The organism is Streptomyces sp. AC555_RSS877, from assembly GCF_019049245.1.
Taxonomy (GTDB): Bacteria; Actinomycetota; Actinomycetes; order Streptomycetales; family Streptomycetaceae; genus Streptomyces.
In genome coordinates, this window is sequence record NZ_JAGMUK010000003.1 from 65,745 (window position 1) to 90,775 (window position 25,031).

Genomic DNA, 25,031 nt, shown 5'->3' on the forward strand with positions numbered 1-25,031 from the left:
GGCAGGGCAGCCAGGTCTCCTGCCTCAGCGCCTGCGACGCCGTCCCTTCCCGCCGCGCGCCGGAGCCGGACGCGCACCGGTCGTTGCCGCTTCCAGTGTCGGCGCTCCCGGTGCCCCCGGCGTCCCCGCCGTCGCAGGGGCCCCCGTCCCCGTCCGGTCGGCCGAGACCACCAGGGCCGCGAGGGCCGTGGTGACCGGTACCGAGGCGACCAGGCCGATGGAGCCCACCAGCGTGCGCACGATCTCCTCCGCGACAAGTTCGCTGTTGGCGACCGTCCCCATGCTGCTCTGGGCGATCGAGAAGAGCAGCAGCAGCGGCAGCGCGGCGCCCGCGTAGGCGAGGACGAGCGTGTTGACGACGGACGCGATGTGGTCACGGCCGATCCGTATGCCCGCGCGGTACAGCCCGCGCCAGCCCATCGTCGGATTGGCCTCGTGCAGCTCCCAGACCGCCGACGTCTGGGTGACGGTCACGTCGTCGAGGACACCGAGCGAACCGATGATGACGCCGGCGAGCAGCAGACCGCTCATGTCGATCGACGGATACAGACCGTGGATCAGACCGGTGTTGTCGTCCGTGTTACCGGTGAGTGCGGCCCATCCGATGAACAGCGAGCCCAGGACGCCGATCAGCAACAGCGAGATCAGTGTGCCGAGCACCGCCACGGACGTACGGGCCGACAGGCCGTGGCACAGGTACAGGGCGATCAGCATGATGGCGCTCGATCCGACCACGGCCACGACCAGCGGATTCGAGCCCTGCAGGATCGCGGGCAGGACGAAGAAGTTCAGCAGCAGGAAGCTGATGGCCAGTGAGACCAGTGCCATCACGCCCCGCAGCCGTCCCACGATCACGACGGCGAGCGCGAAAATGCCGGCGAGCAACGCCATCGGGAGGCGACGGTTGACGTCGGTGACCGAGTACTGCAGGTCCTTCGGCGCCGAGGGCTCGTAGGCGACGACGACCTTCTCGCCCTCGTGCAACTGGCGTGACTGGTCCGGCTGGACGATTTCCGTGAAGGTACGGCCCTTGTCATCGCCGGTGTCGACCCGGATCGTCGCCTTCTTGCAGGTGCCGTTCGCCTGCTGTTGCGCGGACGAGCCCTCGGCGGTGGAGGTGTCGCCGGTCGGGGCTTCCCCGGAGGCGTTCACCGACGAGCAGCTCACGCTCTCGACCTTGGTGACCGTGGCCTGCTGGGTCTGCCGGTCGAAGCCGACCCCCGTGCGCGCGTGCCCCGGGGCGCCCCCCGGCCACAACACCGCGAGCCCGACCAGGACGGCCGCGGCGAACGGGATCAGGATCGCCGCGATGACCTTGCGCAGATGCTTGGAGACGGGGGTCGCAGGCCCGTGACTGTGGGAGTGGCCGTGCCCGCCGCCGGGACCGGGACCGTCGTGTCCCTGTCCGCCGCCGGGGCCGTCGTGCCCCTGCTCCTCACCGGAACCGTTGTCGCCGTGACCGTCGCCGCCACCCGAGCCATGACCGTGCTCGTCGCCGTGGCCGGACCCACGACCGCCACCGCCACCGCGCCCGCCACCGCCACCGCGCCCGCCACCGCCACCGACTCCGGCGCCATGGGCCAGCCCGGCTCGCCCGTCGCTCCCGGCACCGAAAAAATCATGGCTACCGCCGTGGCCACTGCCATGGCCACCTCCACGGGCCCCGCCATGACCGCCACCAAGGCTGCCGCCGCGCCCGTCTCCACGTCCGTCGTCGCCTCCGTCGCCGTTCCGGCCACCCGGCCTGCGGGGCGGCTCGGATGGCGGAAACGGGAACTGCTGTGTCGTGGTCACCGACCGATCATCGCAAGAACGCCAGGGGCCCTCTGTTCACCGCGCCCGAATTGACGCTAGCGTGGAGGCACCTTTGTACACGCGGGAGCTCGGAGCACCGGGCTGAGAGGGCGCTGACCTCCGTCCCTGCCATGTTTCACATGAAACATCGCCTGAAGCGAGTGATGTTTCACACGAAACGCCGGCACACGGAATTCGCTGCGTCGACCGCCGAACCTGTTACCGGGTAATGCCGGCGTAGGGAGCTAGGTCTCATGACCAACAAGGACGCACGCACGCCTGCCTCCACGCAGAACGAGCTCAGTGAGGGCGAGGAGAGCGGGAAGTCCATCGGCTGGCACAAGGCGTACGTCGAGGGCTCACGCCCCGATCTGCGGGTGCCGGTCCGTCAGGTGCACCTCACCAACGGGCAGTCGGTCACGCTGTACGACACGTCAGGCCCGTACACCGATCCACTCACCGAAACCGATGTCCGCAGGGGGCTGCCGCCCCTGCGCGAGAACTGGATCGTGGCCCGCGGCGACACCGAGGAGTACGCGGGACGGCCCGTCCGACCCGAGGACGACGGGGTCAAGCACACCTCACCGAGGGGCGGTCTGCGTAACCTCGATGCGGTCTTCCCGGGACGGCCGCGCCTGCCCCGCCGCAGCCGCGACGCCAACGCGGTCACACAGCTCGCCTACGCCCGCCGCGGCGAGATCACACCGGAGATGGAGTACGTCGCTCTCCGGGAGAACGTTTCGCCGGAGGTCGTCCGCGAGGAGATCGCCGCAGGCAGGGCTGTGCTCCCGGCCAACGTCAACCACCCGGAGATCGAGCCGATGATCATCGGCAAGCGGTTCCTGGTGAAGGTCAACGCCAACATCGGCAACTCCGCGGTGACGTCCTCCATCGAGGAGGAGGTCGAGAAGATGACCTGGGCGACCCGTTGGGGCGCTGACACGGTCATGGACCTGTCCACCGGCCGCAACATCCACACCACCCGCGAGTGGGTGCTGCGCAACTCCCCCGTCCCCATCGGCACGGTGCCGCTCTACCAGGCCCTGGAGAAGGTCGACGGGCGCGCCGAGGAGCTGACCTGGGAGATCTACAAGGACACGGTCGTCGAACAGGCCGAGCAGGGCGTGGACTACATGACGGTCCACGCGGGCGTCCGACTGCCGTACGTACCGCTGACGGCCAACCGCAAGACCGGCATCGTCTCGCGTGGCGGCTCGATCATGGCCGCCTGGTGCCTCGCGCACCACAAGGAGAGCTTCCTGTACGAGAACTTCGAGGAGCTCTGCGAGATCCTCGCCGCCTACGACGTCACCTACTCGCTGGGTGACGGCCTCAGGCCGGGCTCCATCGCGGACGCCAACGACGAGGCGCAGTTCGCCGAGTTGCGCACGCTCGGGGAACTCAACCGAATCGCGAAGCGTTTCAACGTACAGACCATGATCGAGGGCCCGGGACATGTCCCGATGCACAAGATCAAGGAGAACATCGACCTTCAGCAGGAGATCTGCGATGAAGCTCCGTTCTATACGCTCGGCCCGCTGACGACGGACGTCGCGCCCGCGTACGACCACATCACCTCCGGCATCGGTGCCGCGATGATCGCCTGGTGGGGCACGGCCATGCTCTGCTACGTCACGCCCAAGGAGCACTTGGGCCTGCCCAACCGTGACGACGTGAAGACCGGCGTCATCACCTACAAGATCGCAGCCCACGCGGCCGACCTCGCCAAGGGGCATCCCGGTGCGCAGGAGTGGGACGACGCGCTGTCGGACGCCCGCTTCGAGTTCCGGTGGGAGGACCAGTTCAACCTGGCGCTCGACCCGGACACGGCACGGGAGTTCCACGACGAGACGCTTCCGGCCGAGCCTGCCAAGACGGCGCACTTCTGCTCGATGTGCGGGCCGAAGTTCTGCTCGATGAAGATCTCCCAGGACATTCGCCGCCGGCACGGCGGGAATCAGGAGGAGATCGAGGAGGGCATGGCACAGAAGTCCAAGGAGTTCGCGGCGGCGGGCAACCGTGTGTACCTGCCCCTCGCGGACTGAGGCCGTTCTGCCCCCGGTCGGGGCCGGGTCTTCGGCTTGCGCTCCCCTGGTGGAGCGCAAGCCGAGGGGCCGTTCCGGCTATTCCGGCTGGTGTTCCGGCCCCCCGAAGTCCGGACTGGTGTAGTCCGGGCTCGTGAAGCTCGGGCGGGGACCCCGGGTGCCTTCGTCCGGGCTGCTGAAGCCCGGCCGGTCGTAGCCGAGGTGCGGCATGCGGCTGGTCGGCGCCGGCGGTGTCGCACGGTGCAGTGCGGCACTGCCGGGGGTGGCGAGCGCCTCCCGGAGGAACGGCAGGATGCCGCGCTCCAGCAGGGCCTCACGCCAGGCTTCCTTGGCCCGGGCCACCTCCTCGCTCATCACACCGTACGGCCCCGCTTCGAGCGAGGGCTGGTTGCGCAGCGCGGTGAGCAGCAGTCCGACCGCGGCGACGAGGATCGCGGCCGCGGTCATGGCGCCGAACACCCACCCGGTGGTGAGCATGGTCTGGGCGAACGCCGGCTCGGGGTTGAGCATCTTCAGGATGTAGCCCACGAGCAGGAAGATCGCCGCGGCCGTTCCGGCGAGGACGGGTGTCAGGACCGCGACGACGGCGATGGCGCCCGCGCCGGCGGTCTCGGCGACCTCACCCATGGTGGTGGCGAGTCCCATCGTGCTCGTGTCCGGCTCCGGGGAGCCGGTCTCGCGCGTGGACGACGGGGGGGACGACGCCGGTTGGCGCAGTTCCTCGCGGACCTTCACATAGTGCTGGTACTCGGTCGCCGCGGCCGCCGTGATGAGGGCGGTGGCGTTGAGTGCCATGGTGCGCAGTTGTTCGGTGTTGAGCCGCTGACCGACAGCGGCCAGTTCAGGGCGGTGTGGGGCGGAGCGCAGCGCCTCATCGAGGATCCGCTCGTATTCCTGGCGGTCCTCGCTCAGCAGGTGCTGCGGAACGCTGTTCATGTGCATCCCCCGATGCTCCGTAGGGCTTGGGGCTCGCACGCTGACGAGCCGTCGGGCAGAAACGGAGGGGAGCCTGCTACGGATAAGCCGATGGTAGAGCGATGTCGGTACGCGGTGACAGGGGGTTTACCGAAAATGCCCTCTGGCCAGGGCGGCCGTCGATCAGTCCGTCATGGGCAACGCCTGCCCTGAGAACCTTCAGATTTCCAGGGGAAGTTGCTGGACCAGCAGCTTTCCGGCCATGGTCACTCCGCCGTCCATCGCGATGGCGAGTCCGTCGGCGTAGAGGTGCGGCCCCTCGACCAGCGGAGTTGCCGGGTCCTCGCCCTCTTCGGTGCCGACGTCGCCGAGGAGATACGGAATGGGGCTGTGCCCGTGAACGATGCGGGTGCCGCCATACGTATCGAGCAGGGAGCGTACGGCGTCCGCGCCGCCTTCGTCGCGGAAGGAGAACCGCTTGGTGAACTTGCGGAACAGATCCCACACTTCGTCCGCGTCGTTGCGGGTGATCGTCTCGCGGACGGTGTCGTTGACCTCTTCGATGGAGCGGCCGTAGTCGAGATACGCGGTGGTGTCGGAGTGGACGAGTAGATGACCGTCGACCTCCTCGACGGCGTCGAGGCGGGCCATCCACTGGAGGTGGTGGTCCTGGAGACGGTCCATGTCGCTCTTCTGGCCGCCGTTGAGCAGCCAGGCGGCCTGGAAGGTGGCAGTGCCCGCGCCGGAGTTGACGGGGGTGTCGCCGAACCGCTTGGCCCCGAGCAGCAACAGCTCGTGGTTGCCCATGAGGGCCTTGCAGTAGCCGCCGGCCGCGGCTGCCTCGGCGGACAGCCGCATCACGAGGTCGATGACGCCGATGCCGTCCGGGCCGCGGTCGGTGAAGTCGCCCAGGAACCACAGGCGGGCCGTGCCCGCGCACCAGTTCCCCGCGGTGTCGACGAGGCCTCTCTCCTGGAGGGCGGCCATCAGCTCGTCGAGATAACCGTGCACGTCTCCGACGACGTAGAGCGGCCCGGGTCCGCTCGTCGGCTGCGGGTCCGGTTCGGCCACGGGGTCGATGCGCACCTGAAGAGTGTCACCCCGGTTGATGACCGGCAGGTCGCGCTCGGTCGGCGTGTACCCCTCGGGGTGCTCCACCGCTTCCTCGGCCGGTCTGACGCCCTCGCCGGTGGAGGCGGCGGGAGGGTACGGACCGGTCTCGTGGACGTACGCGGGCACCCGGAAGTCGCGCAACGTCGCCGTCCGCTCCACCTCGGGTCCCTGACCGGCCCCCTGAGTCATCAGACCCCTCCACCATCACGCCGCATCTGCACCGCTTCGGACTGCCTGGTCGCAGCGGCCCGCGGTGTCGTGGGCCCATCATAGGAATGCGGATCGCGCCGTGTGATGACCCAGGGGTGGTGAATCGGAGCAGGAGCCCGGTTCACCGCGGCTTTCGCCCCGATTGGGCAGGGCTTCGCCCTCCGGGTAACCGCCCTTGCCCCGCCTCGGAGAACGCGCTTTCCCGGGGCGGCCGCCCTCGGACTACTTCTCTTCGGGCGATCGCGGCGGGCTGACAGTCGTACGCGGAGAACGTCGCTGGGACGAGGTACGCACGATCAGTTCGGTCGGTATCACCTGCTCGACCGGTCGGTCCGACTCGACCCCCTCGATGGCGTCGATGAGGAGCTGGACCACGGCTGTGCCGATGCGGCGAGGCTTCAGGGAGAGCGTGGTGATGGGCGGCTCGGTGCTGGCGTACACGGTGGACTCGCTGCAGCAGACCAGAAGCAGGTCGTCCGGGACGCGCAGACCGTAGCGGCGGGCGGCCGCGAGCAGGTCGGTGCCGTTCGGGTCGAACAGCCCGTACACGGCATCGGGCCGGTCGGGACGGGCGAGCAGCCGGTCGGCGGCGACGGCGCCCGCGCACGGATCGTGCGCCGGATAGGCCTCGTACACCGGATCCTGGCCCACGCGCTCGCACCAGCGCAGGTATGCGGTGGTCGACAGGTGGGTGTACGTGTCCGTCGTGGTCCCGGTCAGCAGGCCGATGCGGCGGGCGCCGGCGTCGGCCAGATGGTCGAGGATGCCGAGTACGGCAGCCTCGTGGTCGTTGTCGACCCAGGCGGTGACCGGCAGTGTGCCGGCCGGGCGGCCGTCGGAGACGACCGGGAGACCCTGCCGGACCAGTTCACTGACGACCGGGTCCTGGTCGGACGGGTCGATGACGACCGTGCCATCCAGGGCGACGTTCGACCACACGTCGTGGCGGGAGGTCGCGGGGAGGATGACGAGCGCGTAGCCGCGGGCGAGCGCGGCCGAGGTGGCGGCGCGCGCCATTTCGGCGAAGTACGCGAACTCGGTGAAGGTGAAAGGTTCATCCCCGTACGTCGTCACGGTCAGGCCGATCAGCCCCGACTTGCCGGTGCGTAGTGTGCGGGCGGCGGCCGACGGGCGGTAGCCCAGCCGATCGGCGACCTCGCGGACGTGGCGTCGGGTGGCGTCGGGGAGCCTGCCCTTGCCGTTGAGGGCGTCGGAGACGGTCGTGATCGAGACTCCGGCGGCGGCGGCGACGTCTCTGATGCCTGCCCGGCCCGGCCGACTTCCCCGACGAGAGGTTTCCGCGCGGCTCACCTGGTGCTTCCCTGCTGCTGTCATGGCGAGCCGATAGTAGGGCTCATGCGGTGGGGTAGGGCGGACGCATATGCACGCGTTGACAGGCACGTTTCTGCAAGGTCATGGGCAGTCAAATGCCTTGGAAAACAAGGGGCTTGGACCACTCCATGTCAGGACGTGACGTGTCGGCCCGTGCAGGCCTGCCAAGTGGTCCATGTTTCGAAGAGGTCTCAACTCACCTCTACGAGGGATGCGCGCCACGGCGTGAGCCACCGGCGCATAGATATATGTGACCGCGCCCCCTGGTTTCGTGCGCCTTCGTATGGTGATGCCCCTGATGCCGGTGTGACGGATGAGGTCGGCTCCGACCTGTACGCAGCCGAACGGAATCCTCATAGGGTGAGGAGCATTGGAAGCCGGGCGGTGATGACGGGCCGCCGGCGGTCGCGAGGAGGACTGCGGTGAGCGAGACGAGCCCGAAGCTGCGCGCCGAGCTGGCGGGGATCCCCACCTACAAGCCGGGCAAGCCCGCGGTGGCCGACGGCCCGGTGGCCTACAAGCTGTCCTCCAACGAGAACCCGTATCCACCGCTGCCCGGCGTGATGGAGACGGTGATGGCCGCGGCCTCCTCGTTCAACCGCTACCCGGACATGGCGTGCACGGGCCTGATGAACGAGCTGTCCGAGCGCTTCGCCGTCCCCCTGTCCCACCTGGCCACCGGCACCGGCTCGGTCGGCGTGGCCCAGCAGCTGGTCCAGGCGACCTCCGGCCCTGGCGACGAGGTGATCTACGCCTGGCGGTCCTTCGAGGCTTACCCGATCATCACGCAGATCAGCGGGGCGACATCGGTGCAGGTGCCGCTGACGCCGGGTGACGTGCACGACCTGGACGCCATGGCGGACGCGATCACCGACCGGACCCGGCTGATCTTCGTCTGCAACCCGAACAACCCGACCGGCACGGTCGTGAAGCGGGCCGAGCTGGAACGGTTCCTCGACCGGGTGCCGAGCGACGTGCTGGTGGTGCTGGACGAGGCGTACCGCGAGTTCATCCGCGACGCCGAGGTGCCGGACGGCGTGGAGCTGTACCGCGAGCGGCCCAACGTCTGTGTCCTGCGGACGTTCTCCAAGGCGTACGGCCTGGCCGGCCTCCGTGTCGGCTTCGCGATCGCCCACGAGCCGGTCGCGGCGGCGCTGCGCAAGACGGCGGTGCCCTTCGGCGTGAGCCAGCTCGCGCAGGACGCGGCGATCGCCTCGCTGCAGGCCGAGGACGCACTGCTCGGCCGGGTCGGCTGCCTGGTGTGCGAGCGCACGCGCGTGGTCGAGGCGCTGCGCGGCCAGGGCTGGACGGTGCCTGAGACGCAGGCCAACTTCGTGTGGCTGCGGCTGGGGGAGCGCACGGTCGCCTTCGCCGCCGCGTGTGAGCAGGCGGGCGTGGTGATCCGGCCGTTCCCGGGCGAGGGCGTGCGGGTCACGGTCGGGGAGAACGAGGCGAACGACATCTTCCTGAAGGTGGCGGAGGGCTTCCGCAAGGAGCTCTAGGTCCCGGCACCGGCGTGTTGTGAGGGGGGTCTCCCGGAAAAAGGGGGACCCCCCATCGTGCTTCGAAAACGGGTGCGCCATAATTGCTTGTGAATGTGAACGCGTTCACAAGCGTGTCCCGGTTACTCCCGCGATGTGGGGGGCGTAAGGGGCAAACCACCGCTGTGACACGGCGATGTAAGGAGAGTGACGACGTGGAACTGGCTCTGGCGCCGGAGACATTGGCGCGCTGGCAGTTCGGCATCACCACCGTCTACCACTTCCTGTTCGTTCCCCTGACGATCTCGCTGGCCGCTCTCACGGCCGGCCTGCAGACGGCCTGGGTGCGCACGGAGAAGGAGAAGTATCTCAGGGCCACCAAGTTCTGGGGCAAGCTCTTCCTGATCAACATCGCGATGGGTGTCGTCACCGGCATCGTGCAGGAGTTCCAGTTCGGCATGAACTGGTCCGACTACTCGCGCTTCGTCGGTGACGTCTTCGGCGCCCCCCTCGCCTTCGAGGCGCTGATCGCCTTCTTCTTCGAGTCGACCTTCATCGGTCTGTGGATCTTCGGCTGGGACAAGCTACCGAAGAAGATCCACCTGGCCTGCATCTGGATGGTCTCGCTCGGCACGTTGCTGTCGGCGTACTTCATCCTCGCGGCCAACTCCTGGATGCAGCACCCTGTCGGCTACCGGATCAACAAGGAGAAGGGCCGCGCCGAACTCACCGACTTCTGGCAGGTCCTCACCCAGAACACCGCGCTCAACCAGGTCTTCCACAGCTTCTCGGCGGCCTTCCTGACGGGTGGCGCCTTCATGGTGGGCATCGCCGCGTTCCACCTGCTGCGCAAGAAGCACATCCCGGTGATGCGGACCTCGCTCCGGCTCGGCCTGGTCACCCTGGCGGTCGGCGGCCTGTTCACCGCGATCAGCGGGGACACCCTCGGCAAGGTCATGTACGAGCAGCAGCCGATGAAGATGGCCGCCGCGGAGGCGCTGTGGGACGGCGAGGAACCGGCGCCCTTCTCCGTGTTCGCGTACGGGGACGTCGACGAGGGGCACAACAAGGTGGCCCTGGAGATACCCGGGCTGCTGTCCTTCCTCGCCCACAGCGACTTCGATTCCTACGTGCCCGGCATCAACGACACCAACAAGGCCGAGCAGCAGAAGTACGGGCCCGGTGACTACAAGCCCATCGTCCCCGTCGCCTACTGGGGCTTCCGCTGGATGATCGGGTTCGGTATGGCGTCCTTCTCCCTCGGCCTGCTGGGGCTGTGGCTCACCCGGAAGAGGTTCCTGCTGCCGGCCTCCCTGCGGACCGGGGAGGACGAGGTACCGCACCTGGTGCTGCTGAAGAAGCCCCTCGGATCGCGGCTCACCCGGCTGTACTGGCTGCTGGCGGTCTGGACGATGGCCTTCCCGCTGATCGCCAACTCGTGGGGCTGGATCTTCACCGAGATGGGACGACAGCCCTGGGTCGTCTACGGCGTGATGCGGACCCGCGACGCGGTCTCCCCGGGCGTCTCCCAGACCGAGATCATCATCTCGATGGTCACCTTCACCGCGCTGTACGCCGTCCTGGCCGTCATCGAGGTCAGGCTGCTCGCGAAGTACGTGAAGGCCGGCCCGCCCGAACTCACCGAGGCCGACCTCAATCCGCCCACGAAGATCGGCGGCGACTCCCGTGACGCCGACAAGCCGATGGCCTTCTCGTACTAGGCCGAGGGAGCTGCACAGTCATGGAACTTCACGACGTCTGGTTCGTCCTCATCGCCCTCCTGTGGACCGGATACTTCTTCCTGGAGGGATTCGACTTCGGGGTCGGCATTCTCACCAAGCTGCTCGCCCGAAACCGGCCCGAGCGGCGCGTGCTGATCAACACCATCGGTCCGGTCTGGGACGGCAACGAGGTCTGGCTGCTCACGGCCGGCGGCGCGACCTTCGCCGCCTTCCCCGAGTGGTACGCCACGCTCTTCTCCGGGTTCTACCTGCCCCTGCTGATGATCCTGGTCTGCCTGATCGTCAGGGGCGTCGCCTTCGAGTACCGGGTGAAGCGGCCCGAGGAGAACTGGCAGCGCAACTGGGAGCACGCGATCTTCTGGACCTCGCTGATCCCGGCCTTCCTGTGGGGTGTGGCCTTCGGCAACATCGTGCACGGCGTGAAGATCGACCAGAGCTTCAACTACGTCGGCACCTTCTGGGACCTGTTCAACCCCTACGCGCTGCTCGGCGGCCTGGTGACGCTGACCCTGTTCACCTTCCACGGATCCGTGTTCACGGCACTCAAGACTGTCGGGGAGATCCGGGAGCGGGCACGGAAGCTGGCGCTGGGGGTGGGACTCGTCGCCGCCGTGCTGGCGCTGGTCTTCCTGGCGTGGACGCAGGTCGACAGCGGTGACGGCAAGAGCCTGGTCGCGCTCGTCGTGGCGGTCGCCGCGCTGGTCGTGGCACTCGGGGCGAACCAGGCCGGACGCGAGGGATGGTCGTTCGCGCTGTCCGGCGTCACCATCGTCGCCACCGTGGCGATGCTCTTCCTGACGCTCTTCCCGAACGTCATGCCGTCCTCGCTCAATGCCGAGTGGAACCTCACGGTCACCAACGCCTCGTCGAGCCCCTACACCCTGAAGATCATGACCTGGTGTGCGGGCATCGCCACACCGATCGTCCTGCTCTACCAGAGCTGGACCTACTGGGTGTTCCGCAAGCGGATCGGCACACAGCACCTGGCCGCCGACGCCGTTCACTGAGTCCGACAGGGAAGCGCGTTTCACGATGTTTCACGTGAAACATCGTGAAACGCGCCGTCCTGGATCGAAGGGCATGTTTCACGTGAAACCGATTGATCCGCGACTCCTCCGGTACGCCCGTGCCACCCGGCTCTTCCTGGTGGCCGTCGTCGGTCTGGGTGCCGTCGGTGCGGTGCTGGTCATCGCCCAGGCGATGCTCATCGCCGAAGTGGTGGTGGGTGCCTTCCAGCACGGTATGGCGGTGGCCGAACTCGCCACTCCCCTGCTGCTGTTGGCAGCCGTCGCGGTCGGCCGGGCCGTGGTCGCCTGGCTGACCGAACTCGCGGCCCACCGTGCGAGTGCGGCGGTGAAGTCGGAACTGCGCGGGCGGTTGCTGGAGCGTTCCGTGGCCCTGGGCCCCGGGTGGCTGAGCGGACAGCGGACCGGCTCGCTGGTCGCCCTCGCCACTCGCGGCGTGGACGCCCTCGACGACTACTTCTCGCGCTACCTCCCGCAGTTGGGGCTCGCGGTGGTCGTACCGGTGGCGGTGCTGGCGCGGATCGTCACCGAGGACTGGGTGTCGGCGGCCATCATCGTCGGCACCCTGCCGCTCATTCCGGTCTTCATGATGCTGATCGGCTGGGCCACCCAGTCCCGGATGGACCGTCAGTGGCGGCTGCTGTCCCGGCTCTCCGGGCACTTCCTGGACGTCGTCGCCGGCCTGCCGACCCTGAAGGTGTTCGGCCGGGCCAAGGCGCAGGCCGACTCGATCCGGCGGATCACCGGCGAGTACCGGCAGGCGACCATGCGGACGCTGCGCATCGCCTTCATCTCCTCCTTCGCGCTGGAGCTGCTCGCCACGCTCTCGGTGGCCCTCGTCGCCGTGACGATCGGCATGCGGCTCGTCCACGGCGACATGGACCTGTACATCGGCCTGGTGATCCTCGTCCTGGCGCCGGAGGCGTATCTGCCGCTGCGCCAGGTGGGAGCGCAGTACCACGCGGCGGCGGAGGGACTGGCGGCCGCCGAGGAGATCTTCTCGGTGCTGGAGACGCCGGTGCCGGCGTCGGGTTCCGCCGCCGTGTCGACGGGGGGTCTGTGCTTCGAGGGAGTCACGGTCCGCTACCCGGGACGCTCCGGGGACGCCGTGTCGGACGTGTCGTTCGCGGTGGAGACCGGGGAGACGGTCGCTCTCGTCGGGCCGAGCGGGGCGGGCAAGTCCACGCTGTTGAACGTGCTGCTGGGCTTTGTACGGCCCAGCGAGGGACGGGTGCTGGCCGGGGGAGTCGATCTCACCGAAGCCGACCTGGAGCAGTGGCGGGCACGGATCGCGTGGGTGCCCCAGCGGCCGCACCTGTTCGCCGGGACGATCGCCGAGAACGTACGTCTCGCCCGGCCCGACGCCGACGACACGGCCGTACGGCGGGCCTTGACGGACGCCGGCGCGCTGGAGTTCGTTGACGCGCTGGCCCTGGGCGTCGACACCGTGCTCGGTGAGGACGGGGCCGGGCTGTCCGCCGGGCAGCGGCAACGGCTCGCGCTGGCCCGGGCGTTCCTCGCCGACCGGCCCGTGCTGCTGCTCGACGAGCCGACAGCGGCGCTCGACGGGAACACCGAGGCCGAGGTCGTGGAGGCGGTGCGGCGGCTGGCGGTGGGCCGGACGGTGCTGCTCGTTGTGCACCGGCCGGCGCTGCTGTCGGTGGCGGACCGGGTGATGCGGCTGGCCGAGCCGGTGTCCCCCGCCCACCGGGAGGTTGTGCCAGGGGCGGCTGCGGTGCGCGCGGCCGGGGCTGAACCGGATCTCCCTTCCGAAGCTTTCGACGTTTCCGATGATTCCGAAGCACCGGAGACGACGCTCCCGGCGGCGGACAGGCGCGGTGTCCTTGCCCGCGCCCGTTCCATGTCCGGAGCCCGGCGTGGCAGGCTCGTGCTCGCCCTGCTGCTCGGGAGCCTCGCGCTCGGCAGCGCCGTCGGGCTCATGGCCACCTCCGGGTGGCTCATCTCACGGGCCTCGCAGCAGCCGCCCGTGCTCTATCTGATGGTGGCCGTGACGGCGACGCGGGCCTTCGGGATCGGACGGGCCGTCTTCCGCTACGCCGAGCGGCTCGTCTCACATGACGCCGTACTGCGGATGCTGGCCGACACGCGGGTAGCGGTGTACCGGCGCCTCGAGCGGCTGGCGCCCGCGGGACTTCGGCAGACCCGCCGGGGTGACCTGCTGTCGCGGCTCGTCGCCGACGTGGACGCCCTGCAGGACTACTGGCTGCGCTGGCTGCTGCCCGCCGGTGCCGCCGTGGTCGTGTCCGCCGCGTCCGTCGGCTTCACGACCTGGCTGCTGCCCGAGGCCGGCGCCGTGCTCGCCGTCGGACTGCTGATGGCCGGGGCGGGTGTCCCGCTGGTCACCGGCGCCGTGGCGCGACGGGCCGAGCACCGGCTGGCCCCCGCTCGCGGCGTGCTGGCCACGCGCGTGACCGATCTGCTCACGGGGACCGCCGAGTTGACCGTCGCCGGCGCCCTGCCCGCCCGTACCGCCGAGGCTCGGCGGGCCGACGGGACGCTCACCCGGATCGCCTCACGCGCCGCCACCGCCACCGCGCTCGGTGACGGACTCACCGCGCTGTTCTCCGGTCTGACCGTCGCCGCCACCGCCCTCGTGGGCGCCCAGGCGGTCGTCGACGGCAGGCTGGGCGGCGTGGTGATGGCCGTCGTGGTGCTCACTCCGCTGGCCGCCTTCGAGGCCGTACTGGGCCTGCCGCTCGCCGTGCAGTACCGGCAGCGGGTGCGCAGGAGTGCCGACCGCGTGTACGAGGTGCTGGACGCGCCCGAGCCCGTACGGGAACCGGAGCGGCCCCGGCAGGCGCCCGCATCGCCCTTCCCCGTCGCGGTCAAGGGACTTGCCGCCCGTCACCTCGGGCAGAACCGGGACGCGCTCGCCGGAGTCGACCTGACCCTGGCGGAGGGCCGTCGGATCGCGGTGGTCGGACCCTCCGGGTCCGGCAAGTCGACGCTCGCGCAGGTGCTGCTGCGCTTCCTGGACGCGGACGCCGGTTCCTACACGCTGGGAGGCGTGGACGCGCACGCGCTGGACGGCGACGACGTACGGCGGCTCGTCGGGCTGTGCGCGCAGGACGCGCACCTCTTCGACAGCTCCGTGCGGGAGAACCTCCTGCTCGCCAAGAAGGATGCCACCGAGAACGAGTTGCGCGACGCGCTGCGACGCGCCCGGCTGCTCGACTGGGCCGACGGACTGCCCGACGGGCTGGACACGCTGGTTGGCGAACACGGGGCGTGGCTGTCCGGCGGGCAGCGCCAGCGGCTCGCGCTGGCCCGTGCGGTGCTGGCCGACTTCCCCGTCCTCGTGCTCGACGAGCCCGCCGAGCATCTGGACCTGCCGACGGCGGACGCGCTGACCGCCGATCTGCTGGCCGCCACCGAGGGCCGTACGACGCTGCTGATCACCCACCGGCTGGCGGGTCTGGAAGCGGTGGACGAAGTGGTGGTGCTGGACGCGGGGCGTGTGGTGCAGCGGGGCGCGTATGCCGAACTGGCCGCCGTGCAGGGTCCGTTGCGGCGGATGCTGGAACGGGAGGAGCAGGCGGATCTGCTGGTGGGGGTGCGGTAGTCGGTCAACGCGCACCACACCCACCCCTCTCGGGGATCCGAAGCTACTCCCGGTGACGCCGTACTAGCCCATCCGCAGCAACCCGTCCCCCAGCCGTACGACGTGAACAGGCCTTGGGCCGCGGGGCGGGCCAGGATCGCTGATATGCGCTTCCCCCGCCGTCATCCGCTGCTCGTGCCGGTGTTGCTGTGTGCCTTGGCCGTGCTCGCGGCCGGCCCGACGGGCATCTCCGGTGCCGCCGACGAGGGCGAGGACACGCACAGCTCCGCCGACGCCGGGATCAGCGCGCAGGTGGTCCGGCTGTACGAGGACGCGGCCGTGGCGACGCAGCAGTACGAGGCGGCTCGGCAGGAGGCCGAGGTGCAGCGGGCGCAGGCCCGGCGCTTGGAGGCGCTGCTGGACCGGGAGCGGCAGGGGATCGCCGTCCTGCACGAGGACCTGGGTCGGATCGCGCGCGCCCAGTACCGCACCGGCGGGGGTCTTCCGATCACGGCGCAGATGATCCTGGCGGACGATCCCGATGACCTGATGCGCGGTCAGCGGGCCGTCTGGCAGGCGGATCTCGCCCTCAACAACGCGATCGACAAGAGCAGCCGGGCCGAGGCTCGGCTCGCCGCGGACGAGGCGAAGGCCGCGGCGGCCTGGCGGCAGCTGGACCGGCGGAACATCGAGCTCGCCGATCTGAAGAAGGACATCGAGACGAAGCTCGAACAGGCACGGTGGCAGTTGCAGGGCCAGGCCGATGCCTCCGTCGCAGCCGGTTCGTGCCGGGGCGCCGTCCGACTGGACCAGCCGCACACGGGTGTCACGAGCACATGGGTGGCGCCGGTGGAGACGTACGAGCTGTCCGCGGCGTTCGGCAGCGGCGGTGCGCGGTGGGCGAACCGGCACACCGGGCAGGACTTCGCGGTGCCGATCGGCACGCCGGTGCGGGCGGTGGGCGCGGGGCGGGTGGTGAAGGTGTCGTGCGGGGGCCCGTTCGGCATCGAGGTCGTGGTCCAGCACGCGGACGGCTACTTCACGCAGTACGCCCACCTCGCCGCCGTCGCCGTCGACCAGGGCGAGCGCGTGGCTGCCGGGCAGTGGGTCGGGCAGTCGGGCACGAGCGGCAATTCCACCGGCCCGCACCTGCACTTCGAGGTGCGGGTCACCCCGGAGGCGGGTTCGGCGGTGGACCCGGGGCCATGGCTGTCGTCACGTGGAGTGAGCCTCGGTTAGCCGTGGACCTCCGCCCGCTCGAGCGGATCTCAGCGGTCCCGCTCCATCAGCAGCCGCTCGATCACGACGGCCACCCCGTCCTCGTTGTTGGCGACGGTCTGCCCCGACGCCGCCGCGAGCACGTCCGGGTGCGCGTTGCCCATCGCGTACGACCGTCCGGCCCACGTCAGCATCTCGACGTCGTTGGGCATGTCCCCGAAGGCGACGACCTGCTCGTGCGAGATGCCGCGCTCGGCACAGCACAGGGCGAGTGTGCTGGCCTTGGAGACACCGGGACCGCTGATCTCCAGCAGGGCGCTGGGACTGGAGCGGGTGACGTTGGCCCGGTCGCCGATCGCGAGGCGGGCGAGCGTGAGGAAGGCGTCCGGGTCGATCTCGGGGTGAAAAGCGAGGATCTTCAGGACCGGCTCGCCGGCTCCTGGGGCATCCGGCGCCAGCAGGTCCTCGGCCGGCGCGAGCGTGTCCGGGATCTCCATGTGCAGCTTCGGATAGTCCGGCTCCTGGTAGAAGCCGTACGTCTGCTCGACCGCGTACACCGTGCCCGGGGCCACGTCACGCAGCAGCCCTACGGCGTCCAGGGCGTTGTCCCGTGCCAGCTCGCGGACCTTCACGAACCGGTGGGCGCCGGGGCCGCCGTGCAGGTCGACCACCGCGGCGCCGTTGCCGCAGATCGCCAGGCCGTGGCCGTGGACGTGGTCGCTGACGACGTCCATCCAGCGCGCGGGGCGGCCGGTGACGAAGAAGACCTCGATGCCCGCCTCCTCGGCGGCGGCGAGGGCCGCGACCGTGCGCGGGGACACCGACTTGTCGTCACGCAGCAGGGTGCCGTCGAGGTCGGTGGCGATCAGCCGGGTCGGGAGGGCGGCGGCCGGGGTCTCGGGCTGTCGAGTCGCTGAGGTCACCCGGCCATTCTCCCGCATATGCGTGCACGCCCGTGCGGCGGTCCGCACGGATGAGGATCCGACGAGGCACAGACGGCTGGTCTTCCAGGTCAGCGCAGCTGTCCCGGCGCCTCCATGGCGATCTGCTCGAAGACCTTTTCGTCCGACTCGAAGTCCGAGCCGGGGATGGGCCAGTGGATCACGATCTCGGTGAAGCCCAGCTCTTGGTGCCGGCCCGCGAAGTCCACGAACGCGTCCAGGGACTTCAGCGGCCGGCCACGGTCCGGGGTGAAGCCGGTGAGCAGGATCTTGTCGAGCGAGCCGAGGTCACGGCCGATCGCGGCGCACGCGTCGGCCAGCTTCTCGGCCTGTCCGCGAATGGCTTGAACCGACTGTTCGGGAGTGCCGTTCTCGTACAGCTTGGGGTCGCCGGTGGTCACCCACGCCTGTCCGTAGCGTGCGGCGAGCTTCAGCCCGCGCGGTCCGGTGGCGGCCACCGCGAAGGGCAGCCGGGGGCGCTGTACGCAGCCGGGGATGTTGCGGGCCTCGTGCGCCGAGTAGTAGTCGCCCTCGTACGAGACTCCGCTGGGGCCGTCCTCGCTCAGCAGCCGGTCCAGCAGCTGCACGAACTCGGCGTACCGGTCGGCACGCTCGCGCGGGGTCCACGGCTCCTGCCCGAGCGCGGTGGCGTCGAAGCCGGTGCCGCCCGCACCGATACCCAGCGTCACTCGCCCGCCGGAGATGTCGTCGAGGGAGATCAGCTCCTTGGCGAGGGTCACCGGGTGCCGGAAGTTCGGCGAGGTCACCAGCGTGCCCAGGCGTAGATCCTCGGTGACGGCCGCGGCGGCGGTCAGCGTCGGCACGGCCCCGAACCACGGTCCGTCCCGGAAGCTCCGCCAGGACAGGTGGTCGTACGTGTACCCGGTGTGGAAGCCGAGCTGCTCGGCGCGTGTCCATGCCGAACGGCTGCCTTCGTGCCAGCGGCGGTACGGGAGGATCACGGTGCTCAGACGCAGACTCATGGGTGCGAGCGTATGCGGACGAACGTGTTTCACGTGAAACCGTCACCGACGGTCATCGCGCGCGGCCTCTCAGTCATGGGCCGAGCCTCTGGGCCGAGCCTCAGCCATGCGCAGAGCCTCAGTCATGGGCTGACGTGGATCACGGCATCGTCAAGGGCGCTCCGGAAGCCGCAGATACCGTGGCGGGACCGCCTTCGTCAGCCACACCCCGTTCGCGCTGACGTGGAAGACATGGCCATCGCGGTGCATGGCGCCCGCGTCCACGGACAGCACGACGGGACGGCCGCGGCGGGCGCCGACGCGGGTCGCGGTCTCCCGGTCGGGCGAGAGGTGGACGTCGTGCCGGTTCATGGGCCGCAGGCCCTCGGTACGGATCGCATCCAGGGAGCGGGCCACGGTTCCGTGGTAGAGGTGCGCCGGCGGGGTGGCCGGCGGCAGTCCGAGGTCCACGTCGACACTGTGGCCCTGGCTGGCGCGGATCCGGCTGCCGTCGACCGCGAAGCGCCGCTTGTCGTTGGCGGCGACCACGTGGTCGAGTTCCTCGCGAGTGAACCGGAAGCCGTGCGCGGCGGCGGCCGCGATCAGGGTGTCGATCTCCACCCAGCCGGCGTCGTCGAGGATCAGTCCGATCCGCTCCGGCTGATGGCGCAGGTGCTTCGACAGATACTTGGACACCTTCACGGTGCGTCTTTCATCCACCTCGCCAGGGTGCCGCGAGAGACGTGAATCACGCGAATGATTTTGCTCCGGATGTTTGATCCACAACCAAGTCCGGTTATCCACAGGGGAGTTGGCGATTCTGTGGACAACCACCTTGCACCTCCGGGTGTTTCACCAAGATCCTCTGCTGCGCCATGACTTGCGGCGAGTCGGTCCAAGGACCGGGCGCGCAGCTCCCGTTCGGCGGACGGCGCGATGAACTCGGCTGCGTTCTCCGCTCCGACCAGCCTCTCCACAGCCCGCATTGTCTCCACGGGGATCACCACGTCACGCGTCCGCGCGGGTGACGTCGGGACGTCACCCGTACCCAGGTGCTCCAGAAGATGCTGGACCGCCAACGAAGGCGTTGAGGACCCGAGTTCGGCGTCCACAGTCTGCTGGGCGAGCGGTCGCAGCCGTCTACGAGACAGGCCGCTTCTGCAGCGTCCGCGTCCGTCGGACGGTGCGGGCCCTCCAGGTACCGGGCGAAGACATGCTCGGTCGTGAACTCCAGGAAACGGGCGGCGATGTGCTCGACCCGGCACTTCAACTCCCGCAGGAGGCCAGAGATCGCGGACAGCGGCACCCCCACCGCATGCAACTCGGCGGCCACCGGGAGCTCTTGGACGTTGGCGCAGTCGCGGCGCTCGGGGCGGGGGGAGCAGCCCGCTGTCCTGGTAGGCACGGATGGTGCGGACCGTGGCGCCGCTGAGGTGCGCCAGGTCCTCGATCCGGTAGGCGGGGGCGGAAGTCTCGGCCTGGTGCGCGGACTTCTCGGCTCGGCGGCTGGAACCCCTGGAGCCGTCCGTCACGAGGCGGTCCTCGTGGCCGGTGAACTCCTCGGGTACTCCACCGCACGGCTCAACGGCCCCTCCCGCGACGGGCGGTACGACCGCCAAAAGCAGCGAAGTATCGCCGCGCCCAGCTCCCGCCACGCAGGCGGCCCGCGAGCCGCGGGGCGTGGCGTATCAGGTGGGCTGTGCCCCCAGGGGGCGCGGTCGGCTCGCCGGGGGCCGGTGCAGTGGCGTGCGCGACCAGTCGAACGCGACCGTGCGGGGGCCGGTCCGTGCGCTCACAGGCGTGGCTCCAGTCGTGCGATCGCCCGCAGCGCCCTGGGCATGAATCGGGACAGGAGGTGGGCGCCGCGCGCCTCGGGCGTCACCGGGACCACCGCCGCGTTCCGCACCACCGCCCGCAGGATCGCGTCGGCGACCTTCTCCGGTGGGTAGTTCCGCAGGGCGTACAGGCGGGCGGTCCGCTTCTGGCGCCGTTTCTCCTCGGCGGCGTCGACGCCGGCGAAGTGCGCGGTCGAGGCGATGTTCGTGTTGACGAATCCGGGGCAGACCGCGGTCACGCCGATGCCCCGGCCGGCCAGCTCCGCGCGCAGGCACTGGCTCAGCATCAGCACGGCCGCCTTGGAGGTGCCGTAGGCGGGCAGGGCCTTGGAGGGCTGGTACGCCGCCGCCGACGCGGTGTTCACGATGTGGCCGCCCTGTCCGCGGTCGGCCATCTGCTTGCCGAAGACGCGGCAGCCGTGGATCACACCCCACAGGTTGACGTCGAGGACCTGCTTCCAGTCCGCCGGAGTGGTGTCGAAGAAGGAGCCGGACAGGCCGATGCCGGCGTTGTTCACCAGGACGTCCACCACGCCGTACTCGGCGGCGACCTTCTCGGCGAGCTTCTCCATGGCCTGCTCGTCGGAGACGTCGACCGTCTCCGCCCAGGCCTCGGGCGCACCGACCAGCCGGGACAGTTCGGCCGTGCGCACGGCGGCCTCGGCGTCCCGGTCGACGGCCACCACCCGCGCCCCGGCCTCGGCGAACGCGAACGCCGTGGCCCGCCCGATGCCACTGCCGGCACCGGTGACCAGCACGAGCCGGCCGCCGAAGCGGTCGGCATACTTCCCCGTGGCCTTCACCGCATCCGGCTTTCCGCCCTCCACCGACGTCACGAACTCCGAGATCCAGACCGCCAGTTGGTCGGGCCGGGAGCGGGGGACCCAGTGCCGGGCGGAGATCGTGCGCCGGGTCAGCCGCGGAGCCCACAGCTCCAGCTCGTCGTAGAGCTTCTCCGAGAGGAAGGCGTCACCCAGGGGCGTGATGAGCTGCACGGGCGCGTGCGCGTACGCGTCCGTACGAGGACGGCGCAGCCGGGACCGTACGTTGTCCCGGTACAGCCAGGTGCCGTGTGCCGCGTCCGTCGGCAGTGACGAGGTCGGGTAGCCGCCGCCCGGGACCTTCTCGAGGCGCTCCAGGATCCTCGGCCAGTGTCTGCCGAGGGGGCCGCGCCAGGCCAGCTCGGACAGCACGGGCGTCTGCAGCAGGTAGACGTACCAGGACTTGGCGCCCTGGCCGAGCAGTTGGCCGATACGGCGTGGGGTGGGGCGTTTGACGCGCTTGTGGATCCAGTGGCCGAGGTGGTCGAGGGACGGTCCGGACATGGACGTGAAGGAGGCGATCCGGCCCTCGGTGCGCTGGACCGTGGTGAACTCCCAGGCCTGCACCGAGCCCCAGTCGTGCCCCACCAGGTGCACGGACTTCTCCGGGCTGACCGCGTCGGCGACGGCCAGGAAGTCGTCCGTCAGCTTCTCCAGCGTGAACCCGCCGCGCAACGGCTGTGGTGCGGTGGAGCGGCCATGGCCGCGTACGTCGTACAACACCACGTGGAAGCGCTCGGCCAGCCGGGACGCGACCGCCGACCACACCTCCTTGCTGTCCGGATAGCCGTGCACCAGGACGACCGTCGGCCCGGAGGGGTCCCCGAGTTCGGCGACGCACAGCTCGACCCCGCCGGTCCGCACCCAGCGCTCCCGCGCACCCGTCGGCAACGTCACTTGTCCTCCGCCCAGCGCCGCACGTGCGGCAGATCGTCGTCCAGCCAGAAGGCGCACTGCCCGGGGTCCCGGGAGTTGCCGGTTGGCACAGTCCTGGCGGACCATGAGCCGGTCCACGTCCTCGTCGACCGCGGTACGTGCTCGTCACGTGACACTGGCGAATGTGGCAGTCGTTAGAGATTGCGTCAATAGGAGGGCGCCGGGCTGTGGACGACTCCGCGGATGTGGACAGCCGGCGATACGTTGTTCGACCTGAGGGGGACCCTTAGGGACCCGTACGCCTGGAGTCTGATACCAAGACGACCCTGCGGAGTGACGACCGGCGTGGTCCAGGTCACTACCGTCATAGCCGTGACTGTGATCGCGACCGAAAGCCTGAGCAAGCGGTTCCCCCGGGTGACCGCGCTTGACCGGCTCTCCGTGGACGTCGGGCCCGGTGTGACCGGACTCGTCGGAGCCAATGGAGCCGGCAAGTCCACACTGATCAAGATCCTTCTGGGTCTTTCCCCCGCCACCGAGGGCCGCGCCGAAGTGCTCGGACTCGATGTCGCCACCAAGGGAGCCGCCATCCGCGAGCGGGTCGGCTACATGCCGGAGCACGACTGCCTGCCGCCCGACGTCTCGGCCACCGAGTTCGTCGTGCACATGGCGCGCATGTCCGGCCTGCCGCCCACCGCCGCCCGCGAACGCACCGCGGACACGCTGCGGCACGTCGGGCTGTACGAGGAGCGCTACCGCCCCATCGGCGGCTACTCCACCGGCATGAAGCAGCGCGTGAAACTCGCGCAAGCCCTCGTCCACGACCCGCAACTGGTCCTCCTGGACGAGCCGACCAACGGCCTCGACCCGGTCGGCCGCGACGAGATGCTCGGCCTGATCCGCCGCATCTACACCGACTTCGGCATCTCCGTCCTGGTCACCTCCCACCTCCTCGGCGAGCTGGAGCGCACCTGCGACCACGTGGTCGTCGTCGACGGCGGCAAACTCCTGCGATCCAGCTCCACCACCGACTTCACCCAGATCACGACCACCCTCGCGATCGAGGTCACCGACACCGACGAGCACCCGGACGGCACCCGCGCGGTGCGCGACGCTCTCCACGCGCGCGGGATGGACATCCTCGACAGCGGCGCGGGCCTGCCGGGCGCCGGCCACGTGCTGCTGCTCACCGCGCAGGGCGAGGAGACGTACGACCTGGTGCGGGACGTGGTCGCCGACCTCGGCCTCGGCCTGGTGCGCATGGAACAGCGCCGGCATCACATCTCCGAGGTCTTCACCCACGAGGACGAGCAGCGGAAGGAGGCCGTCGGTCATGGCGGTTGAACAGCCCATGCGGACACCGGCGGCACCGTCCGGTGACCAGACCCGCATCCACAACATCGGCTACCGCAGCTACGACGGCCCGCGCCTGGGCCGCTCCTACGCCACCCGTTCCCTGTACTCGCAGTCCCTGCGCGGCTCCTACGGCCTCGGCCGCTCGGTCAAGTCCAAGGTGCTGCCGATGCTGCTGTTCGTGGTGATGTGCGTGCCCGCGGCCATCATGGTCGCCGTCGCGGTCGCCACCAAGGCGAAGGACCTGCCGCTCGACTACACGCGCTACGCGATCGTCATGCAGGCCGTCATCAGCCTGTACGTCGCCTCGCAGGCACCCCAGTCCGTCTCGCGCGACCTGCGCTTCAAGACCGTACCGCTGTACTTCTCGCGGCCCATCGAGACCGCCGACTACGTCCGCGCGAAGTTCGCGGCCCTGGCATCGGCGCTGTTCATCCTCACCGCCGCCCCGCTGCTGGTGCTCTACGTGGGCGCTCTGCTGGCCAAGCTCGACTTCACCGACCAGACCAAGGGATTCGCACAGGGGCTGGTCTCCGTGGCACTGCTCTCGCTGCTCTTCGCCGGCCTAGGCCTCGTCATCGCGTCGGTCACCCCGCGCCGCGGCTTCGGCATCGCCGCCGTGATCGCCGTCCTGACCATCTCCTACGGCGCCGTCTCCACGCTGCAGGCCATCGCCGAAGCGCAGAGCAGCACCGGGTCCATCGCCTGGATCGGTCTGTTCTCGCCCATCACGCTCATCGACGGAGTGCAGTCCGCGTTCCTGGGCGCGAGCTCGGCGTTCCCCGGAGGGGTCGGCCCGACGAACGGGGAGGGCGTGGTCTACGTCCTCGTCACCCTCGGCCTGATCGCCGCCTGCTACGGCCTCATGATGCGCCGCTACCGAAAGGTCGGACTGTGACCACGCTCAACATCGACCACGTCTCGCGCTGGTTCGGCAACGTGGTCGCCGTCAACGACATCACCATGACCATCGGCCCCGGCGTCACCGGCCTGCTCGGCCCCAACGGCGCAGGAAAGTCCACCCTCATCAACATGATGGGCGGCTTCCTGGCCCCCTCCACCGGCACCGTCACCCTCGACGGCCAGCAGGTGTGGCGCAACGAGAACATCTACAAGCACATCGGTATCGTCCCGGAGCGCGAGGCGATGTACGACTTCCTCACCGGGCGCGAATTCGTCGTCGCCAACGCCGAGTTGCACGGCCTGGGCGCCAAGGCTGCTCACAAGGCGCTGGCCACGGTCGAGATGGAGTACGCGCAGGACCGCAAGATCTCGACGTACTCCAAGGGCATGCGCCAGCGCGTGAAGATGGCCAGCGCGCTCGTCCACGACCCCTCGCTGCTGCTGCTGGACGAGCCCTTCAACGGCATGGACCCGCGCCAGCGCATGCAGCTCATGGACCTGCTCAGGCGTATGGGTGACGAGGGCCGCACGGTGCTCTTCTCGTCCCACATCCTCGAAGAGGTCGAACAACTCGCCCGGCACATCGAGGTGGTGGTGGCAGGCAGGCACGCGGCCAGCGGCGACTTCCGCAAGATCCGCCGCCTGATGACCGACCGTCCGCACCGCTACCTGGTGCGCTCCAGCGACGACCGCGCCCTCGCGGCCGCGCTGATCGCCGACCCGTCCACGTCCGGCATCGAAGTCGACCTCGCGGAGGGCGCGTTGCGCATCCAGGCCGTCGACTTCGGCCGCTTCACGGCCCTGCTGCCGAGGGTGGCCAGGGACCACGGCATCCGCCTGCTCACGGTCTCGCCGTCCGACGAGTCCCTCGAGTCCGTCTTCTCGTATCTCGTCGCGGCGTAG

17 protein-coding genes and 1 pseudogene are annotated in these 25,031 nt (G+C 69.7%); 9 read left to right on the forward strand and 9 right to left on the reverse strand.

Annotated features, from left to right (window positions below; translation table 11 throughout):
- Nucleotides 1-24: 24 nt before the first annotated feature.
- Nucleotides 25-1,794: a YibE/F family protein gene (locus tag KUM49_RS02145; RefSeq protein ID WP_374200122.1), complete on the reverse strand. Its 1,770-nt coding sequence runs from the start codon at nucleotides 1,792-1,794 to the stop codon at nucleotides 25-27.
- Nucleotides 1,795-2,048: 254 nt separating this feature from the next.
- Between KUM49_RS02145 and thiC the strand changes: the two genes are divergently transcribed.
- Nucleotides 2,049-3,839 (forward strand): phosphomethylpyrimidine synthase ThiC, encoded by a 1,791-nt coding sequence (gene thiC / locus KUM49_RS02150; protein WP_254400610.1) that lies wholly within the window; start codon nucleotides 2,049-2,051, stop codon nucleotides 3,837-3,839.
- 78 nt (nucleotides 3,840-3,917) lie between these two features.
- Here the strand turns inward: thiC and KUM49_RS02155 are convergent, their stop codons facing one another.
- From KUM49_RS02155 to KUM49_RS02165, 3 genes are all read right to left on the reverse strand, one after another.
- Complete coding sequence (locus KUM49_RS02155; protein ID WP_217234912.1) at nucleotides 3,918-4,781, reverse strand: hypothetical protein; 864 nt, start codon at nucleotides 4,779-4,781, stop codon at nucleotides 3,918-3,920.
- A 192-nt stretch (nucleotides 4,782-4,973) separates the two neighbouring features.
- A complete protein-coding gene (locus KUM49_RS02160; protein ID WP_217234913.1) occupies nucleotides 4,974-6,056 on the reverse strand; it encodes a metallophosphoesterase family protein in 1,083 nt (360 codons plus the stop codon).
- A gap of 243 nt (nucleotides 6,057-6,299) precedes the next feature.
- Entirely contained in the window at nucleotides 6,300-7,412 is a 1,113-nt protein-coding gene (locus tag KUM49_RS02165) for a LacI family DNA-binding transcriptional regulator (protein WP_217234914.1), read from the reverse strand.
- A 419-nt stretch (nucleotides 7,413-7,831) separates the two neighbouring features.
- Here KUM49_RS02165 and hisC point away from each other — a divergent pair, with 419 nt between their 5' ends.
- The 5 genes from hisC (at nucleotide 7,832) to KUM49_RS02190 (ending at nucleotide 16,458) form a co-directional block, all read left to right on the forward strand.
- Nucleotides 7,832-8,911 (forward strand): histidinol-phosphate transaminase, encoded by a 1,080-nt coding sequence (gene hisC, locus KUM49_RS02170; protein WP_217234915.1) that lies wholly within the window; start codon nucleotides 7,832-7,834, stop codon nucleotides 8,909-8,911.
- Nucleotides 8,912-9,105: 194 nt separating this feature from the next.
- On the forward strand, nucleotides 9,106-10,611 hold the full coding sequence (locus KUM49_RS02175; protein ID WP_217234916.1) for a cytochrome ubiquinol oxidase subunit I: 1,506 nt from the start codon (nucleotides 9,106-9,108) through the stop codon (nucleotides 10,609-10,611).
- 20 nt (nucleotides 10,612-10,631) lie between these two features.
- Nucleotides 10,632-11,639 (forward strand): cytochrome d ubiquinol oxidase subunit II, encoded by a 1,008-nt coding sequence (gene cydB, locus KUM49_RS02180; protein WP_217234917.1) that lies wholly within the window; start codon nucleotides 10,632-10,634, stop codon nucleotides 11,637-11,639.
- Nucleotides 11,640-11,712: 73 nt separating this feature from the next.
- Nucleotides 11,713-15,240: a thiol reductant ABC exporter subunit CydD gene (cydD, locus tag KUM49_RS02185; RefSeq protein WP_254400611.1), complete on the forward strand. Its 3,528-nt coding sequence runs from the start codon at nucleotides 11,713-11,715 to the stop codon at nucleotides 15,238-15,240.
- Between the two features lie 144 nt (nucleotides 15,241-15,384).
- Nucleotides 15,385-16,458, forward strand: a complete 1,074-nt coding sequence (locus KUM49_RS02190; protein WP_217234919.1) for a M23 family metallopeptidase — start codon at nucleotides 15,385-15,387, stop codon at nucleotides 16,456-16,458.
- Between the two features lie 29 nt (nucleotides 16,459-16,487).
- On the opposite strand, the gene KUM49_RS02195 is transcribed toward KUM49_RS02190, so the two are convergent.
- From KUM49_RS02195 to KUM49_RS02215, 5 genes and pseudogenes are all read right to left on the reverse strand, one after another.
- Nucleotides 16,488-17,378, reverse strand: coding sequence for a Cof-type HAD-IIB family hydrolase (locus KUM49_RS02195; RefSeq protein ID WP_217234920.1), 891 nt, complete (start codon nucleotides 17,376-17,378; stop codon nucleotides 16,488-16,490).
- Between the two features lie 71 nt (nucleotides 17,379-17,449).
- Entirely contained in the window at nucleotides 17,450-18,361 is a 912-nt protein-coding gene (locus KUM49_RS02200; protein ID WP_217234921.1) for an LLM class flavin-dependent oxidoreductase, read from the reverse strand.
- Nucleotides 18,362-18,511: 150 nt separating this feature from the next.
- The gene (locus KUM49_RS02205; RefSeq protein WP_217234922.1) at nucleotides 18,512-19,060 is read right to left on the reverse strand and encodes an RNA 2'-phosphotransferase; all 549 of its coding nucleotides are present in this window, start codon (nucleotides 19,058-19,060) and stop codon (nucleotides 18,512-18,514) included.
- Nucleotides 19,061-19,191: 131 nt separating this feature from the next.
- A pseudogene (locus KUM49_RS02210) lies at nucleotides 19,192-19,791 on the reverse strand (MerR family transcriptional regulator); the annotation flags it as partial.
- A 341-nt stretch (nucleotides 19,792-20,132) separates the two neighbouring features.
- On the reverse strand, nucleotides 20,133-21,893 hold the full coding sequence (locus KUM49_RS02215) for an SDR family oxidoreductase (RefSeq protein ID WP_217234923.1): 1,761 nt from the start codon (nucleotides 21,891-21,893) through the stop codon (nucleotides 20,133-20,135).
- Nucleotides 21,894-22,250: 357 nt separating this feature from the next.
- On the opposite strand from KUM49_RS02215, the gene KUM49_RS02220 reads away from it, so the two are divergent.
- The 3 genes from KUM49_RS02220 to KUM49_RS02230 are packed head-to-tail and all read left to right on the forward strand — an operon-like array spanning nucleotide 22,251 to nucleotide 25,031.
- On the forward strand, nucleotides 22,251-23,216 hold the full coding sequence (locus KUM49_RS02220) for an ABC transporter ATP-binding protein (RefSeq protein ID WP_217234981.1): 966 nt from the start codon (nucleotides 22,251-22,253) through the stop codon (nucleotides 23,214-23,216).
- Entirely contained in the window at nucleotides 23,206-24,123 is a 918-nt protein-coding gene (locus KUM49_RS02225; protein WP_217234924.1) for an ABC transporter permease, read from the forward strand. Before KUM49_RS02220 ends, KUM49_RS02225 begins: the two co-directional genes overlap by 11 nt.
- The gene (locus KUM49_RS02230) at nucleotides 24,120-25,031 is read left to right on the forward strand and encodes an ABC transporter ATP-binding protein (RefSeq protein WP_217234925.1); all 912 of its coding nucleotides are present in this window, start codon (nucleotides 24,120-24,122) and stop codon (nucleotides 25,029-25,031) included. The genes KUM49_RS02225 and KUM49_RS02230 overlap by 4 nt, the downstream gene beginning before the upstream one ends.

Coding starts and splice junctions, on each gene's coding strand:
- cydB (WP_217234917.1), top strand. CDS start 10,632: ATGGAACTTCACGACGTCTGGTTCGTCCTCATCGCCCTCCTGTGGACC.
- KUM49_RS02160 (WP_217234913.1), bottom strand. CDS start 6,056: ATGACTCAGGGGGCCGGTCAGGGACCCGAGGTGGAGCGGACGGCGACG.
- KUM49_RS02155 (WP_217234912.1), bottom strand. CDS start 4,781: ATGCACATGAACAGCGTTCCGCAGCACCTGCTGAGCGAGGACCGCCAG.
- KUM49_RS02200 (WP_217234921.1), bottom strand. CDS start 18,361: ATGAGTCTGCGTCTGAGCACCGTGATCCTCCCGTACCGCCGCTGGCAC.
- KUM49_RS02195 (WP_217234920.1), bottom strand. CDS start 17,378: ATGCGGGAGAATGGCCGGGTGACCTCAGCGACTCGACAGCCCGAGACC.
- KUM49_RS02225 (WP_217234924.1), top strand. CDS start 23,206: ATGGCGGTTGAACAGCCCATGCGGACACCGGCGGCACCGTCCGGTGAC.
- KUM49_RS02165 (WP_217234914.1), bottom strand. CDS start 7,412: ATGACAGCAGCAGGGAAGCACCAGGTGAGCCGCGCGGAAACCTCTCGT.
- KUM49_RS02190 (WP_217234919.1), top strand. CDS start 15,385: ATGCGCTTCCCCCGCCGTCATCCGCTGCTCGTGCCGGTGTTGCTGTGT.
- cydD (WP_254400611.1), top strand. CDS start 11,713: ATGTTTCACGTGAAACCGATTGATCCGCGACTCCTCCGGTACGCCCGT.
- thiC (WP_254400610.1), top strand. CDS start 2,049: ATGACCAACAAGGACGCACGCACGCCTGCCTCCACGCAGAACGAGCTC.